Source organism: Flavobacterium sp. KH_035 (assembly GCF_057839565.1).
Map to the genome: position 1 here is coordinate 3,168,270 of NZ_CM174492.1, position 17,135 is coordinate 3,185,404.

7 protein-coding genes are annotated in these 17,135 nt (G+C 37.7%); all 7 read right to left on the reverse strand.

Features of this window, described 5'->3' with window-relative positions:
* Positions 1-420 precede the first annotated feature (420 nt).
* Positions 421-2,601: a M1 family aminopeptidase gene (locus AC3IS6_RS12990; RefSeq protein ID WP_489159913.1), complete on the reverse strand. Its 2,181-nt coding sequence runs from the start codon at positions 2,599-2,601 to the stop codon at positions 421-423.
* A gap of 344 nt (positions 2,602-2,945) precedes the next feature.
* Entirely contained in the window at positions 2,946-6,041 is a 3,096-nt protein-coding gene (locus AC3IS6_RS12995) for a DUF5107 domain-containing protein (protein WP_489159914.1), read from the reverse strand.
* Between the two features lie 193 nt (positions 6,042-6,234).
* Positions 6,235-9,240, reverse strand: a complete 3,006-nt coding sequence (locus tag AC3IS6_RS13000) for a glycoside hydrolase domain-containing protein (RefSeq protein ID WP_489159916.1) — start codon at positions 9,238-9,240, stop codon at positions 6,235-6,237.
* Between the two features lie 212 nt (positions 9,241-9,452).
* Positions 9,453-10,442: a c-type cytochrome gene (locus AC3IS6_RS13005; RefSeq protein WP_489159918.1), complete on the reverse strand. Its 990-nt coding sequence runs from the start codon at positions 10,440-10,442 to the stop codon at positions 9,453-9,455.
* Between the two features lie 295 nt (positions 10,443-10,737).
* Entirely contained in the window at positions 10,738-12,150 is a 1,413-nt protein-coding gene (locus AC3IS6_RS13010) for an aryl-sulfate sulfotransferase (protein ID WP_489159920.1), read from the reverse strand.
* A gap of 149 nt (positions 12,151-12,299) precedes the next feature.
* Complete coding sequence (locus AC3IS6_RS13015) at positions 12,300-13,811, reverse strand: RagB/SusD family nutrient uptake outer membrane protein (RefSeq protein ID WP_489159922.1); 1,512 nt, start codon at positions 13,809-13,811, stop codon at positions 12,300-12,302.
* A gap of 36 nt (positions 13,812-13,847) precedes the next feature.
* The gene (locus AC3IS6_RS13020; protein ID WP_489159924.1) at positions 13,848-16,946 is read right to left on the reverse strand and encodes a SusC/RagA family TonB-linked outer membrane protein; all 3,099 of its coding nucleotides are present in this window, start codon (positions 16,944-16,946) and stop codon (positions 13,848-13,850) included.
* Positions 16,947-17,135 lie beyond the last annotated feature (189 nt).

Below are 17,135 nucleotides of genomic sequence, written 5' to 3' on the forward strand. Positions count from 1 at the left end.
TCAATTCAATTTTTGGGTGCGTAGAGGTGGAGGAAATATGCTTTTTTTGTAAAAAGATTTGGGATTAAATTATAAAGGATGATTAAAAAAGAATCGAAATACTAAGAAAAGCAGATCAGAGACCTCATTTATTTAAAGACTGGTAGAAAAGTAATTTAGATCTAATGAATAGAATGGATTGTTTTTTAAGAACAATTAAAATGAGGACAAATGGAGAAGTGGAAAGAAAAGCAGCAAAAGTCTGAATAAAGAAAAGTAGTATTTCGCTTTCTGCTTTTGGTAAAAAAAAAAGCCTCTCCAATCCATTAGATCAGAGAGGCTATAGGAAACAAAAATTTTTAAGTACTAATTATAAAACCTTGTTCCTTTGTTGGTTTTAGGTAACGGTGACAATGCTACTATTGCAATCCGGCCAGCTGCTTACTTTTGATTGTTGAATCTTTTAAGCAATGGCGTGATATGATTTTTAGTGTCTTCGTCTAAGGCAGCTAAGGTTTTATCCGCTTCATCTTGTGCAAATTTGGATAGTCCGTAGATTCCTGCTGCGGCCACATTGTAAGACTGATTTTTAGCGCTTTCAATCATTAAATTCTTGTAAGTTGTATCTCCGGTTCCTGCAAGCTTTATAAGCGCTGTAGCCCTTGTATATGTCTTTTTATCGTTTTGAGCAATGTTCAGTAAGGCTTTAAGGGCAACTTCTTTTATTTGACTGTCTCCTAGATCAATTCCTTTGATACTAAGCGTTCTCAAGTCTTCTTGTTTATCTTGTAAACCAGCCAGAAGAATAAGTTGCGCTTCGTGACTTTTGTCTTTTGCTGCAAATTTTATGGCTTCAATTCGGTTGTAGAACGAAGGGGCATTTTTGTACTGATATTGGTAATCGGATATCTTTTTATTGTCAATCACTTTACCTACCAGAATTTTGTCAGGATCAAGATCTATAAAATCAGGTTTTGAAGGAAGGTCAAAATTGAAATTTTGCTCTCTTTGATCAATTAGAATATCTTTTCTGACTTTAGTTCCATTAATATAAAAATCTACTTTTAACGGAAGGGTAAAGGTTTGTACCGAACTTTCCTGAACTTGTTTTACGGCAATTGTAGCTTTCCCATCAGCATAGCCGTATTCAACATTCAGAATAGGGTTTCCTCCCTGAAAATACCATTGGTTAAAATAAGGGCTCCAGTCTTTTCCGGTTACTTCTTCCATTGCCAAACGCAATTGATGACTTTCTCCCGTTTTAAAGGCATTGGTAGTAAGATATTTATTCAAAGATTTAAAGAATGCATCATCACCCATTTGATTTTTTAAAGCATACAATATGATAGAGCCTTTTGAGTAACTGATATTGTCAAACATATCTTCTTTGTTTCCATAATGAAAACGTGCCAGTGGCGGACTAACTCCGTCTTTTGAAGAACGCAGACAGTTTTGCAATTTCTCATAACGAGATCGGTCTTCAGCATCCTGTCCTTCATCGTGACCGTGCCAAAGTACCTCTCCAAAAGTGGCAAAAGATTCGTTCATGGTTAGGTTAGACCAGGATTCGGCGGTAACATAATCTCCAAACCATTGGTGAAAAAGTTCATGAGCAATCGTACTTTCCTGATTATCGTCTAACAATTCTCTTTCGGTTTTTTGTACGTGTTCACCGTGCAGAGTAGCCGAAGTGTTTTCCATGGCTCCCGAAACGTAGTCTCTGGCCACAACTTGGGCATATTTCCCCCAAGGATACTCTACGCCTAGCATTTTTCCGTAAAACTTCATCATGTCTGGAGTTTTTCCAAAAATCTGTTTGGCATATGGTGCGTATTTCGGCTCCAGATAATAGCTTACCTCATTTCCGTTATAACTGTCTTTGTAGATTTTAAAATCACCCACAGCCATCATAAACAAATAAGGAGAATGTGGTAATTCCATTTTCCAGGTATCAGTACGGGTACCATTTTTATTGTCTTTCTGAGAGATTAGTTTTCCGTTTGAAAGCGAAGTGTATTTGGTATCAACGGTCATGGCAATTTCAGAAGTTGTTTTCTGATTGGGCTTATCAATGGTAGGGAACCATGCCGATGATGCCTCTGTTTCGCCTTGTGTCCAGATCTGAGTTGGTTTGTTGTCTTTTCCGTCAGGGTTTATAAAATATAAACCTTTTGCATCGGTTATGGCAGCACTTCCTTTTACTTTTAACTCATCTGGTTTTGCCGTATAATCGATGAAAATGATATATTTTTCTGTGCTTTTATATTTTCTGTTTAAGGTGATAGAAAGCTGTTCGTTATCGTAGGTGTATTTTAGCGGAATTGTTTTTTTGCCATCAATAACCGCAATTGTTTTAAAATCCATTCCTTTGGCATCCAGTCTAAGAGAATCAGTTTCATAAAAATGAGGCTTTAAAGAAAGCCATGCTTTTCCATACAGATAACGTTTTCCATAATCAAAGGATACGTCCAGTTTGGTATGTACAAGGTCATTTACTTTTAAAGGGGTGACCTGATAAACGGATAACGGGTTTTTAGTCTGATCGCTATTTTGGGCCATCGCATTTTGACCTGCTACAAGGAAAAGACTGAAAAGTGAATACTTTAAAAAGTGTTTGTTCATTGTTTGGTTTTTAGAATGATTATTTTGATTGATTATTGTTTAAACTATTATTCGTTGTTGGGTGTAAATCATTTTAACACATAGCAACATAGGTTCTGTACTCATTAAAAAGACGTTTCACTTCATTTAAATACACATAATCTTCTATGTGAAAGAAATTTATTTCTTTTCTGTTCTCATTTTGGACCTAAAATCTATGTTTCTATGTGTTGAATCATTTTTATCCCCGACGAGTTGTTATTATTAAAGCGGTTGAAATATAGTTGTTAAGGCTTCAAAAATGTATTTTACTTGCTATAAAACTCGTATTTTTATTTCGAAAATACAATTTTACCGAAAGTATTTTAAAGTTTCTCTATAATACGTACTTCACCATCTTTTTCATCTTCTGTTAAAATATTAGATTGTTTTTTAGTGTACGTTTCAAGAGACCATTGCACAATTTTATTGTCAGGATATAATTTGGCTTGTTTTTTCAGCCACTCCTGTGCTTTTTGTGCGGACGAAGTTTTCTCGATTGCCCAGGCTGAAACCAATTGATTGGCAGGCAGAAAATTCATAACTGTATTGTCAACCTTTGGGATAAATATCGTAATTTTTTGTAAAGATGTTTGTGCTTTTTCAGGATCCCCCAAACTTGTATAACATTGGTAATTCAGCCAGTTTTCCAGTCTTTCGTCAATATCTTCTTCGTATGGTTTCCCAACTCCTAAATTTTCCGGCCATAATTTGGCGTCTGAAATAAATTGTAACGCTTTTTTGAATTGTTTGTTTTTAATTTCAGCCAAAGCCTGCATTAATTTTGCTTCATGATACAATTGTCGCCCAGCTGTAGCGCCTTCAAACGGAAGGATTTTCAGCTGGGTTAAGAACGCGTCGGCAGCAGCGTATTTTTTGTTCAGAAGCAGCGTTTTGGCATACAACATTCCCATCACATAATTAGAGGGATGTTTTTTATAGAAAGGAGCTGCAGTGGCCAGGGCTTTATCAAATTGCTTTTGAGCAATGTAATATTCGGTTAAAAGTTTAGGATACCTCCAGCTCTGCTGATCCAGTTTAATGGCTTGCTGAAGACTGGATAAAACCAGTTGGTTGTCATTTTTAAATAGCGAAGCTTTGGCCCCATAAAAAGCCGGATCAGCAGGCAGGTTGGCACATTGTAAAAACAAGTCTTTTGCTCTTGAACTATTATCGCGGTTCCATTCGATTAACGCCAAATGGTATTTCAACTGCCACTGAGGGTTGGTTTTTATGAGTTTTTCCAGAATTTCGGCTGTTTCTCCACGGAAAGGGAAACTATTGTCGGATTGGAGTTTGCTTAAATCAACAGCTTTGTTTTCTAAATAAGCTTTCCAGTACTCAATTTCAGAATTTGGATAGGCAAGCGAAAGTACTTTTAGCGCTTCTTCTTTGCGGTCAATTTGTTCGTACCAAATTCCCAATTCAAGATAGGTTTGCTGTGGCATTTCGTTTTGAATCAGAGAAGTGAACTGTTTTTTGGAGGCATCAGAAGACTCCCAGAGGTATTTTTCGAAACTAACAAAATGGTTGAGTGGATCTGCAATATTGATCTTACTCAGTATTTCGATTGCCTTGTCTCTGTCGTTTTGTAAACGATACAAAACCGCGAGTATTTGCAAACTTTCTAAATTGTCCTGATTGTTTAGTAAACTTTTTTCGGCATATTCAGTTGCTTTTGCAAAATCATTTTCGGTAAAGTAGATTTTGCTTAAAGCGGTATACCCCGAACTTCTGAATTCAACACTGGCCGTAGCAAGATCAAATCCGTCTTTGGCATCGATAATATTACCCAAATGTAGGTTGGCTAGTCCGTAATAATAATTGGCAGCAGGGTGATAGGTGTCGATGGCTAAAGCTTTGGCTGCTGAACTGACTGCCTCACGATATTGGAATTTACGAATTTGTAAAATTGCCAAATCAGCCAGAGCAGGAGCATAATTGGGATCTTTTTGAAGACAGGCGCTTAGTTTTTCTTCCGCTTTTACATAATCTTTAAAGCTAATGTAATTTTTTCCCTGAAGGTATAATCCGTATACTGAGTTATGATCAAAATCTGTCGGAGTTTCTAACGGACGATTCAGATTTCCATCTTCCGGAGCCGAATTCCAAACCAATTTAGTACCGCCAAGCGTCAGTCGAAGTTTATTTTCGTCAACTGCAATCTGAATCGAATCTTTGAAGGACTGCAAAGTGTTTACTGAAATATCTTTTGAATAGATTTTTTTTCCATTGTCAAAGACTTCCAGTTTTTCGTTTAGTTTTTGAAGCGGGGAAAAATAGATTTTCAACCAGCCGTTTTCGTTTTTCACGTTTACAGCGCCATAATTATTGGCTTTTACGAACCCTTTGATTTGTTTTACAGGAAACCAGTATTCCGTCCACAAATCAGTTTGATAGGGGGCGAAGGAACGTTGTTTGAAAGGGGTTAAACTGCTGTTTTCACTTGCCTGATTGAAGAGCCTTCCGCTCTGAACTTCTACGTATTGACCGTCGGTATCGGTTAATAATTTTTCCCAGATCATTCCTTGTTGTGACAGTCCCCAAATCCATATTTTTTTGCCGGGTTTGTCATCGTGATTACCATACCTGCCCATTCCAAAATCTTCATCATGGTAATATCCACCAAAGAAATCGTCGTATTTACCAAACACATGATAGGATTTATAACCGCCAAAATTATTGTTTTTATAGAAGGATAGGTCTTTGCCATTTTCCTTGTCAATGGGCCACGAATTGTGCTCGCCATTGTGTCCGATATAACTTTGTCCGGGGTAAATAAATTGCAGACTTTGGGAGGCTTTTATACCAGTATTCATCCAGGTATAGTAAGGCTGTTCGGTTTCGGTGGAATTGAACCAGAAGGAATTTGTGGTAAAATAAGCTTTATCTTTGGGTAAATTTATGTCCAGTTTCCATGATGTTCGTGTGAGCAGATCCAGCACGCCGATCACGCAACTTACACTTCCGTCCGCTCGGGTAAAGGTGACATAATCAACAGGAGTAGCACAGTTGGGAGTGTGTCCGATGATGCCATAATTCCCCTCAACACCTCCGCTAGTCCACGGACCGCGCATGGCGATATCCCGGAATTTAATCACATGATTGTTGTAGATAAAGTCTTTCCCGGTTGATTTCTCAACAGCCGACCATACTTTTCCACCTATTTCAGGAAGAATCATTAGTTTGATGTAATCATTTTCGAGTTCGATTACTTTCCATTCTTTTTGTATGGGTTTATTGGTAAAACCATCAAAACGAAAATAGGGATATACTTTTGTATCCGGTTTCGGAATCGGATCAGGATCCGAAAAAGGGTAGGTGGTGAATACTTTTTTGTACTCTTTTATGGTGGGTTTATTTTGTGCATGGACAAACAGGCTTCCAAGGAGTATAATGGGTAAAAATGGTCTAAGTTTCATATGTTTGGTGTGAAATGTTAGTTGTTAGATGTGAAATGTTAGTTGTAAAATGTTAACTGTGAGTTTATTTGTAAATTTTGGATTTGTTCTTAAGTGTTTGATCTTTATTTTTTTGCCTTGTAAAACCTGACAGATTTTTAAAATCTATCAGGTTTACTTTATAAATTACACCATCTCACATTTCACATCTCACTTATTTTACGATCAACAACCAGCCTTTTCCTTTTGATACCGGTAATTCATCTTTTACCGTAAAAGTTTGTGCCGGTTGGAAATTCAATACTTCAGGTGCCGTAATAGTGGCTTTTGCCGGATTGATTCCTAATTTTTTCCAGTCGATAAGTAGTTTCACTTTTACATCAGTATCAGCCCAGCTTGCGATAGAGATTAAAGCAGTTCCGTTTTTTTTGTAAACTGTTGCCAGTACTTTATCGTTAGATGTTTTTACCGGACAATTTTCGCTCCAGTAGCCAATCATTTCCGAACCTTTAATTCCAAAAGTATCCCATAATTTCCATACCGGTCTTGGGTCGGCATTGTGGCTCCATGGCATTCTGTTGGTCATTCCGTACACCATTCCTCTCCACGGATTTCCTCCGTCCTGTAACATTTCACCCATTAATCCAAAAGGGATTCCGCTTACTTCCGTCAGGAAAAAGTCAGGATTGTTTTTTTCGTAGTCAAAATATTCTCCAAACCACAGTTTGTTGATGTACGGAAAATGCTCCATATACAAATTGGCACTGTTGTTAAATCCGTCACTTTTGTTGTATTGATTAGCACTGTGGAGGTCAATAATTCCGGGATGCCCGTCTTTTGTAAGTACTCTTTTGATTCGTTTCATGGTAATTCTGTCAAAAGCAACATCATCGAGATAAACGCCATCGATGCCCACATTTTGTGTCAGCCAGTTCATTCCTTCTACATAATAGTTGTGCCAACGGTTCATTCCGCTGTTTACAATGGCAGCGTCTTTAATTTCAGGTACAAACCAGGCTGCAATATAATCGTCTCCCACATGTTCCTGCAGCCAGGAGAATCCGCCTCCTTTACCCGGAGAGTAAATTTCATGTCCTAAACTTCTTAAGGCAAAAGTCTCGTAAGCTTTGTTTGAAACTTCTCTAACCGTATTGTAGATTTTTACTTTTAGTCCTTTTTCATGTGCTTCATCGATATAACTTTTCATTTTTTTAAATTCAATAAACGGATAGTTGATATATGGATTGATGGCGTTGGCATGGTGAATATTGATTACCGTTGCCCCGGTTTTTGCAATCGTATCGATATCACTGTATTTGTGATAAAACTTAGTATCCCACTGAAAATCGGTATTAATGGTGTGGAAAGGGGTGATTAGTAAATTGAAATTATAATACAAAACATCTCCCTTTTTCATGTTTCGGGCGCCGCTGTACGCATTCACCAAAACCGATTTTGGATTGGGAGTGATGGTAATTCCTCCTTTATTTTCGTTCCCCCAGGAAGTTGGAAGCAATAAAGGTTTTTGCAAGTAAAAATTGGTGTTTAACGGACGGCTGTATTTCTCGTCGCGTAAAGAAAATTGCAATCCTGAATTTACATTTCCAATCCAAGCCCCATCCTGATTTTTGTGCGCAACATCCCATTTCCAGTCAAAATTGGCAGGACGATCGCCTCCTTTTTGACCTAATCCCATCATGTATTTTGCAGAAGAGGGCTGAATTGGCATTTGGAAATTGATATCATTAAATACAACATCTTCAAGTGCCGTGATTTTTACGGTGTACGTTAAAAAGCCATCAAATTCTAAGGAAGCATGTACATCCATCTGAAGTGATTTTGATGTAGAAATACTTTCCCAGGAAACGGTTCCGCTTTCTTTTTTCAGAAATTTAAGGCCTGTGTTTTTCCACTGTAGAGACTCTTTTCCTGTGGCATCCAAAAAATGAAAAGCTAATGGAGCACTTAAAATGTCATTGGCTTTTGAACCAACTGTTGTCATTTCGGGTGTGAAATAAGTTTGAATTTGTGTTGGAAAACCATTGGAATCCAAAACTACTTTTCTGCCCAATAAGGAGATTTCTGTATCTTTTATAGTTAATGGAGTGTAAGGAGCAATAACAGTATTCTCCTGCGCCAAAGTAGAGTTTAACCATTTTAGACGTGTGATTTTTTCAGGAGAATCGATGCCGCCGTTTTGCGTAATTTCATTCGTTACTTTGATCTGAAGTATAATTTCTTTCGACTTTCCGTCGGCAGTTACGATAGCTTTTCCACTATAGGTTCCGGCAGCAGCAGTTTGGGGAACATCGATTCCGCACCACAAGGCCTGTATTTTTCCTTTTGAAACAGAAACGGTATTGGCAAAAACCGATCCATCGTATTTAGTCCCGTCTGTATTGATGCAATTGATCTCTTTAGATTCGATGATGGCTCCTGTAGAACTGATTAGATTTGAAAAGGTAACTTTTACGTTGTCAATATTCTGTAAAGCATAAACGCCCAATTGAAACGCCAGATATTCACCTCTTAGTGCCGTGTCGGAAAAGGTATTTTGAACGCCTTTTTGAATCCATCTTTGTGGTAAATCATTTTTCATTCGGATCGAATACAGTCGGTCTTCCGGGAATACCAGAAAGGAGTTGCCGCTGTTTTTCGCAATGAGATCTTTTGTTTCGGCTGCAGTTGCAATTACTTCCATCGGGTAAAAGCTGTTGAAAGTATTTATACTCTGAATTTCATTTACCGTGCAATTATCGGCCAGATTGGGTTTGATTTTGGTAAGCCAGGTTGCTGCTGCTTTATCTTCGGGTTTGGCATATACACCTTTTGGATAATTAGCATCGCCTTCGTCAATATAAGGCAGGTAATACACATAATAAGTTCCTTTTCCTGAAACAGGTTCAAAGAAAATAGTACCGCTTTCTCTATTGATGTCAGTTGTTTTTATGTTTTCAATGGTTTTACCTGAAGCATCCTGAACAATGATTTTTTTCAGTTCGGGTTTTTCGTCTCTTCTGCGCCATTCGATCGTGGTTTTGGCAACATCTCCAGCACCGGTAAAGGCCACTGCAACACGATGGTTTCCTAAGACGTTCGGGTTCCAGCTGTCGTTACCGTCGGAATATTTTATTTGGGCCGTTAACGAAATACTGAAAACTAAAAGGCATAGCATCAATAGTCTACTCAAAATGGGTTTGTTTTTTAGGTTTGTTTTCATTGTTTTATTATGTGAGTTGTGGGTTGTAAAATGTATTTTGTGAAATGTGAAATGTGTTTTGTTAGTTGTTAGTTGTGAAATGTAAAATGTAAGTTACTGGTCGTGGTTGTAAAGGATAAACTATAAATATTATATATTTTTGAGTTATGGGTTTCGTAGAATAAACTAAAAATAATTTACATCTTACATTTCACATCTCACAATAAACACCTCTAATATACCGCTTTCCAGCCATTTTTTTTCCAGTAGGCGATTATGGGTTTGTAAGGTCCGTATTTATGTTGTTGTTCTGAAAAATGATCGTTGAAAGGGCTGTGTGCATAATCAATAGGTTTCCCCATTTTATTGGGATAATCGAATGTTTTAGGATTGGGCCTGTCGTGTACGGCATCATCATTTACATAGGCAGCAATATCCAACGCTTGTAAGTCGGTTAGGTAAGGTTTTCCAAGACTGACTTTATCATACGGCATATTGCTTTTTAGCCATTGTGCCTGTTTAATCACTCTGTGCATACTTGAACCGGGCTGATAACCATATTCTCCCCAAAGTGGCGGGTAGATGTAGCCTGATTTGTCGGCATTGTACTGACCTTCTCCGTTGTTTCCGTGGCAGCGGGCACAATTTTCGATAAAGAGCGCTTTTCCTCTTTCCGGACTTGCGGCTACATCCGGAAATTCAATTTCGAGGTTCTTGGCTCCTTTGAAATCACCATCTTTCGGAACAAATTTGCTGATCCATTTGAAGTACGATAAAAAAGCAACCATTTCTTTGCTGTCGAGTGGAAGTGGTTTCCCGGAATGTGGACGCATGATACAATTGTTGACCCTTTCGGCAAGCGTCAGGACTTTATTCTCGCGGCCACGGTATTGTGGATAATTGTCGTGAGAAGACATTAAATTGAAGGCGTAAGGTTTTGTTCCTGCATTTTGATGACAGTTGGTACAATTCATCTTGTTGCCCAAATATTTTCCTTTGATTCCATTCGGACCAATGTAGTAAGCCGTTTTTAGCATTAATTCTCTTCCATAACGAACAGATTCTCCAAATTGATCGTCCGGAATTTTTGAGGTGTCAATGGTAATATACGAATCATCATCAGCAGTTTTGTTTGCTAATGTCTGTGAATTTGAAGTATTACACGAATTGAAAACAACAATTGGCAATGCTGTAAACAGACCAATAAGAATTATTTTTTTCATGGCGTAAAGTTTTAATCTGTGTTGTATGCTAACAATCCCAAAGCCTTGAGATGAGCCTGTTAGTTTTTTTTATAGTATTAACCAGCTAGTTCCAATTATTTTTAACACATAGATACATAGCTTCTGTTTACTTAAAAAAGGCGTTTCACTTATTTAAAATGCACAAAGCCAACTATGTGAAAGAAACGAGTTTCTAATGGTATTCTTTAATTATACCTAAAATCTATGTTTCTATGTGTTTATAATTTTTTTTAATCAATAGTCTTGTTTTGTCATTTCCGACAAGATCGTGCCTTTAATTCAATAGAAACGGTTTTAAGTTTTCTTCGGGAATAAATTGTACCCTGTAAGGCGGAATTTCGGACTCTAATGCCCAGAGTAAAACTCCTTTTTTATTGGTCAGAACCGTTATGTGTCTTTTGGAACAACAGGCCAAAATGGTTTCTTTATCAATCATATAAGCACTTCCCATTCGGTCGTTGTAAATATCTTTTGGCAATTGTATGTGGAAATCCAGTTTTACGTTTTTACTCTTTTCATCTACTTTGAGGGCAAAAACAGAAGATTGCTTTTTATCGACTCCGTTATCAAAAAACATCAAACTGCCTTCGGGATTTATGTGTGCGGCATGTGCTTGTGAGAAATCGATGTCTTTGGACAGGTTTAAATTTCCGCCTCTTCCTAGTTTCCAGATTACTTTTCCGGTTTTGGCATCTATTTTCCAGATTTGACCGTTGTTGTAAAAGGAGATCAGAAAATTTCCATCTTTATCATAGTTTAAACTGTTGGCATGCATCCAGTCTTTTTTGGTTTTGAGTAGTTTTTTGTCTTTCATTGGATCTAGATCATCAAAAACACTCCATTTCCAAAGTTGTTTTCCTTTTCGATCCAGAATCAGAATCCCGTCTCCATTAATCGTGTCTTTTAGTTTCCCTCCAATAGATCTTAAATCGGTTATTCGGGTGTCTACAAATAGGGTCACAATTTCGTTATCTGATTTTTTGATGATTTCGTGATGAATCACCTGTTTCAGATCGCCTTGTCCTTTTTTGATATGGGTTAGCGTATCTCCTTGTAAATTGATTTCCAGAATCTCACTTCCATAACTTGTAGGCTCATCATTCTTTCCCAGAATAGCGATAATACTTTGCTCTTTGGTAAAATGAGCTACTTTAAACCCTGTTCCTTCAACGGTATGATACCATCTTAAATTGCCTTTATAATCTACAATATAAGCGACTCCCGGTGTTTCTCTTTTGGCTAGAAGCATAAATCCTTTTTTGAAATTTTCCGGTACCAGTTCGGGTTTCGGACAGTTTGCTTTGAATTGTTTCTGTAGCCATTCCGGTAATTTTCGGGATTTGAAAGTATATACTTTACTGCTGTCTTTTTCCTGTCCGTTGCTCGTTATTAATTGAAAACTATAATTTGTCTCAGGAGCGATGTTGCAAAGGACCAAAGAATGAGAGAGGCCTGTTTTTGAAATTGGAGAGATTATTTTGTATTTTATTCCTTTCTGATCAGACCAGTATTGGGCATAGACCTGAACATTTTCATTCGTAGTGACATCGATTTGAATTTTCAATTCGTTGTTACCATGAGTGCCAATAGTAATATTTTTGATCGGATTGACCTGATTTTTAGAACAACTTGCGATTGTAAGCAGTATCCAAATAAAAACTCCTTTTGCTATTACATTTTTAATCATCTGAAAGGCTTCTTTTTATGAGACAGAAAAGTTATACTCTTGGTCTTAAAATTATTAAAAAACATAGTATAATCAGTTTAACTTCATTAGGGTTAAAAATCAGGAACAGCAGGTCTTGAAATGCCTGCCTGTTCCTGATCTGATTTCTATTATTGTCTGTCGGCGTTGCTTAGGTTAGGGTTTAAGTCCACCTGACTTTGCGGATAGGTATAATACTTGTTTTTAGGCATGGTGATAGGTGCGGTTTCTCCAACTCTTACATGATAGGCGTTTACTAGAACATCAAATTTATTCATTCGAATTAAGTCCTGACGGCGTTTTCCTTCATAGAATAATTCCCATCCTCTTTCCTGTAAAATAGCATCTCTCAAAGAAGATTTATTGTAATCGGATACAACCAGCAGTTTGGCATGCGATCTTCCTTTTACCAGATTGATAAGGTCTATGGCTTCTGCAGTTGGACCGCTTATCTCGTTTAAGGCTTCGGCCCTGCTTAACAATACGTCTGCATAACGCAATATGTTTACGCTGTGACCGTCATAATAAGTAGTGGTTTCATCGTCGGCATATTTTCTGGTTGATACATCCGGCATATAGAATACTCCTTTCGGGGGCTGGGCTCCTAAAGAAGGTGCTTGTTTGTGCAGCAATTTATCAGTGCCCATAAATTCTGGGAAGAAACATTTTTTTCGATCATCTTCGTTACCAAAAGTGTTGTAAAAATCCCAGTTTACGGTATAATATTGCCATCTGTTTTCTACAACCGGATGGTCTATTGGGCCAAAATGGTTCAGTAGTTCCGTTCCGTTTACATTGGCATCACTAAGGGAAGAAAAGATGTTTTCACTGCACCATTTGTTACTCTCTTTAAACAATCCCAGATAAGTAGGGAAAAGGCTGTACTCGTTGAGGTTCATGACTTGTTGTGTAAGAGTGGCTACTTTTTGCCAGTCATGATTTCGTAAATACAATTTTGCTAATAGTGTTAAGGCAGCGCCTTTTGTAGCACGTCCTACGTCATTACTTTCATAGATTGCATTTTTCTTGTAGTTGACTGGTAAAACTGTAGCGGCATCATTCAAATCTTTAATTAAAAGAGCTTCTATAGTTTCAACAGAGGAAGGAGGTGTTTGCTCCAGATAGTTTGGATTGTCTAAGTTGGCTTCTGTCACTAAAATAACAGGTCCCCAGGAATCTGTTAAATCCATATAGGCAGAAGCTCTTAAAAATTTGGCTTCGGCTATAAACTGAGCTCGTTCTGCATCCGTGATACCGCTCATTTTGGTAATATTAAAAATGGCAAAGTTAGCGTTCGCCACCAGTTTGTACATGGCATTCCAGTCTTCCAGAAGCAGACCGTTGGCAGAATTCCAGAGTCCCAAAGACAATTGTCCCGGATCACCACCGTATTGACAATGACCTAAATCTGTAGCGATATCTGTTAAAGCAAAATGTCGTGTGGCCCAATACGAAAAGTTATCTCCTACAGAAGGGCCTTTTAATCTTCCGTAAATGGAATTAATAGAAGCAATAGCATCTGATTTGGTTTGAAATCCATTTGTATCGGTCAAACTGCTATACACGGTAGGATCAAGGTCCTCATTGCATGAAAATTGCAAACCGGCTGTCAGTAAGAGGAATATAATTGTATATTTTTTCATTTTAATAAATTTTATGTTACTAAAAAAGCTTTTTGACTAATGAATGGCAACCTTAATACCCAAAATGATGGTTCGTGAAGCCGGGAATGAATTGAAATCGATTCCTCCTCCTAAGTTTTGTTTGGTAGTATCGTTAGTGAAATGTCCATTAACCTCGGGATCGTTTCCTGAATATTTTGTAATAGTCAGCAGATTTTGTCCGATGGCATACAGTCTGATATTATCAATGAATTTAACCTGTTTCAAAACACTTTCAGGAATAGAGTATCCAATAGAGAGATTTTTTAGGCGCAGATAAGAGGCTTCCTCGACAAATTTTGAATTGACGTAACTGCCATAAGTGCTTTTGTAATAGCCGTCTCTTGGAACATCAGTATTTTCATTGGTACCGGCAACCCATCGATTTAATGCGTCGGTACTTGTTGTTGATTCTCCAACCATTTTGGTCATGTTGTAAACTGAATAATCAAAAGCTCCCTGAAAAAAGATATTTAGATCGAAGTTCCCAATTTTAAAGTCGTTGTTAAATCCGAGAGTATAATGTGGAGTAGAATTTCCTAAATAAGTTCTGTCGGCTGCTGTTATTGCGCCATCGCCATCTAAATCTTCGTATTTTGGATCTCCCGGTTTAGACAAGGGTTGTGGAGTATATACCTCTCCTGTTTTGATGACTCCGGCATATTTAAAACCATATAGTACCCCCATTTCTTTGCCAGGTTCCAGTCTTGTAAATTCTCGTCCCGAAACAGTTCCGCTTGGGTTAGAGGTGTTTTGACTGATAATGGCAACATTATCGGCAAGAGAAACTACTTCTTGTTTGTTGTAAGCAACATTTAATGAGGTAGTCCACAAGAAATGATCGTTTCTGAAATTGGTACTGGTAATGCCCAGTTCAATACCTCTATTGTCAATAACTCCGGAATTGATGGTCTGAGTGTTAAAGCCCCACCAGCCACCAATAGGAACTTTAAGAAGTGCATCGGTAGTTCTCTTTTTATAGACATCGATTGTGGCCGTTATTCTGTCATTAAAAAGTCCCATATCTAAACCAATATCGGTCTGAGTAGTTTGTTCCCATTTTAAATCTTTGTTGGCTAAGTTGGCAGGTTCAGTACCATTAGAGAAATTTCCATCTCCAATCGTCACTCCCCAGGCTTTTAATGTAGGCATAAAAGCATAATCTCCAATACCGTCTGCCCCTGTAACACCATAACTCACTCTTAATTTAAGATCGGAGATCGTTTTGGAGTTTTGCATAAAAGACTCGTTCGATATTTTCCAGGCTATGGCTCCCGATGGGAAAGTACCATAGGAATTATTACTTCCAAAACGAGATGAGCCGTCCCTTCTTAGGGTAAAAGCAGCCAGGTATCGATCGTTAAAAGAATAATTTAGCCTTCCGAAATAAGAAGTCAGCTTTGTTTCGATTTTTTCTGTTTCGGGTTTCAAATAAACCGCTGCGGCGTCAAGGTTGTGATAGGTTAATACATCATTAGAAAAGCCTGTACCTGCTGCTTTTAAAAATTCATAAGTGTCTTTCTGATTAGAAGTTCCAATCATGGCACTTATAGAATGTTCGTTTATATTGAATTTATAAGTCAGATATTGATCAGTGCTCCATCTGAAATAGGTTTTGTTTTCCTCAGAACCGGATCCCTTCAAAGCTGCTCCGGCCACCAGTGTTCTTGGAGTATATTTCCCTTCGATGTTTTCCTGCCATTCAGCGCCTGCTCCAAAGTGATAGGTTAGACCTTTAATGATCTCATAATCCAAAAACATATTCCCATTAACCAATCTATTGATGATGTGATCTGTAGGTTCTAATAAAAGAGCTAAAGCATTATCTTTTCCTTGAAATTTGTAATAAGAACCATCAGGATTGTAAATCGGAATGGTAGGTGGGGCGGTTTGAATTGAAAACATTGGGGATAAAATGTTATCTCCAAAATCACTGTTGTTTCCTTCGCTGGCGGCCCCGTAAATATTAGTACCAACATTTAAACGGTCATTAAATCTTTTTTCGCCTCCCATTCTCACACTATATCTTTTGAAATCTGTATTTTCAATAGCTCCTGTTTGTTTGATGTAGTTTCCCGAAAGAAAAAATTTAGATGTTTTGTCACTTCCGCTAAAAGTAATAGTTCTGTTAATCACTTCTCCGGGACGTGTTGCTGCCTTAAACCAATTGGTATTTGCAATAGGAAAATCCGAAGAGAAAATAGGTGGTCTTCCATTTTCCAGTGCAATTGCATTTTGAATGTCGGCATATTGTTGTCCGTTTATAAGAGAAGGTTCTTTGATGACGCTTTGAAAACCATCTGAGATTTCGGCTTCAATCTGCATTTTTCCTAATTTTCCTTTTTTGGTTGTAATCAGGATAACGCCATTCGCTCCCCTTGAACCATAAATCGCAGTAGAAGAAGCATCTTTTAAGATCTGAATGTTCTCAATATCATTTGGACTTATTGAGGCTCCGGTACTAGTGATGAAACCGTCTACAACATATAGAGGAGAATTAGAGTTGTTAAGAGAGTTTCCACCCCTAATAACAATGGAAGGGTTTGTCCCGGGAGCATAGCTGTTTTGCTGTACCTGGACCCCCGAAGCACGACCCTGCAAGGCCTGACCAACATTAGAGATGGTACCTCCTAAATTCAAATTGTCTTTGCCAATAGAACTTACAGAACCGGTAAGGTCTTTTTTCTTGGCTTTTCCGTATCCTATAACTATTTCTTCTAATTTTTGTCCTACCTCCTTCATAACGATTTTTAAAGGCGAGGTTCCAATAGTTATTTCCTGATCTTCCATACCAATGTATGAAACGATAAGTTTGGTCACGTTGTCTGCAACAGTAATAGCAAAACTTCCATCTGTATCAGTTTGTACTCCGGTGTGGCTTCCTTTTACAACAACATTTGCTCCGGCTATCGGAAGTCCGTTTTGATCTGTTACTTTACCCTTCACTGTTTTTTCAAAAAGGAATGCAATATCATTTCTGCGATTTATTTTTACGGCTGAGGTCGCTGAAACCTGAACTGTAAAAACAAATACTAAAAAAAGTGTGAGTTTAATCTCTGTACCGGTAAGATTTTTTAGCCTCAAATCTCCGGGTCCTTTTTGGGTTAATAATTTCATACTTAAAATTGGGTTTGGTTAATGTTTATTTGTTTTTTTTCGTTTGTAAGCTTTAGACTTCTTTTTTTTTTTGAGATAACTTTTTTTAGGTTGTAATTTATCTTCTGACGAAATGGCTAAAAAACAATGGCCGTTCTATTTTAATCTTTTTGTATGGGGCTATTTCTTGTGGTTTTTCTGTTTTTTAGA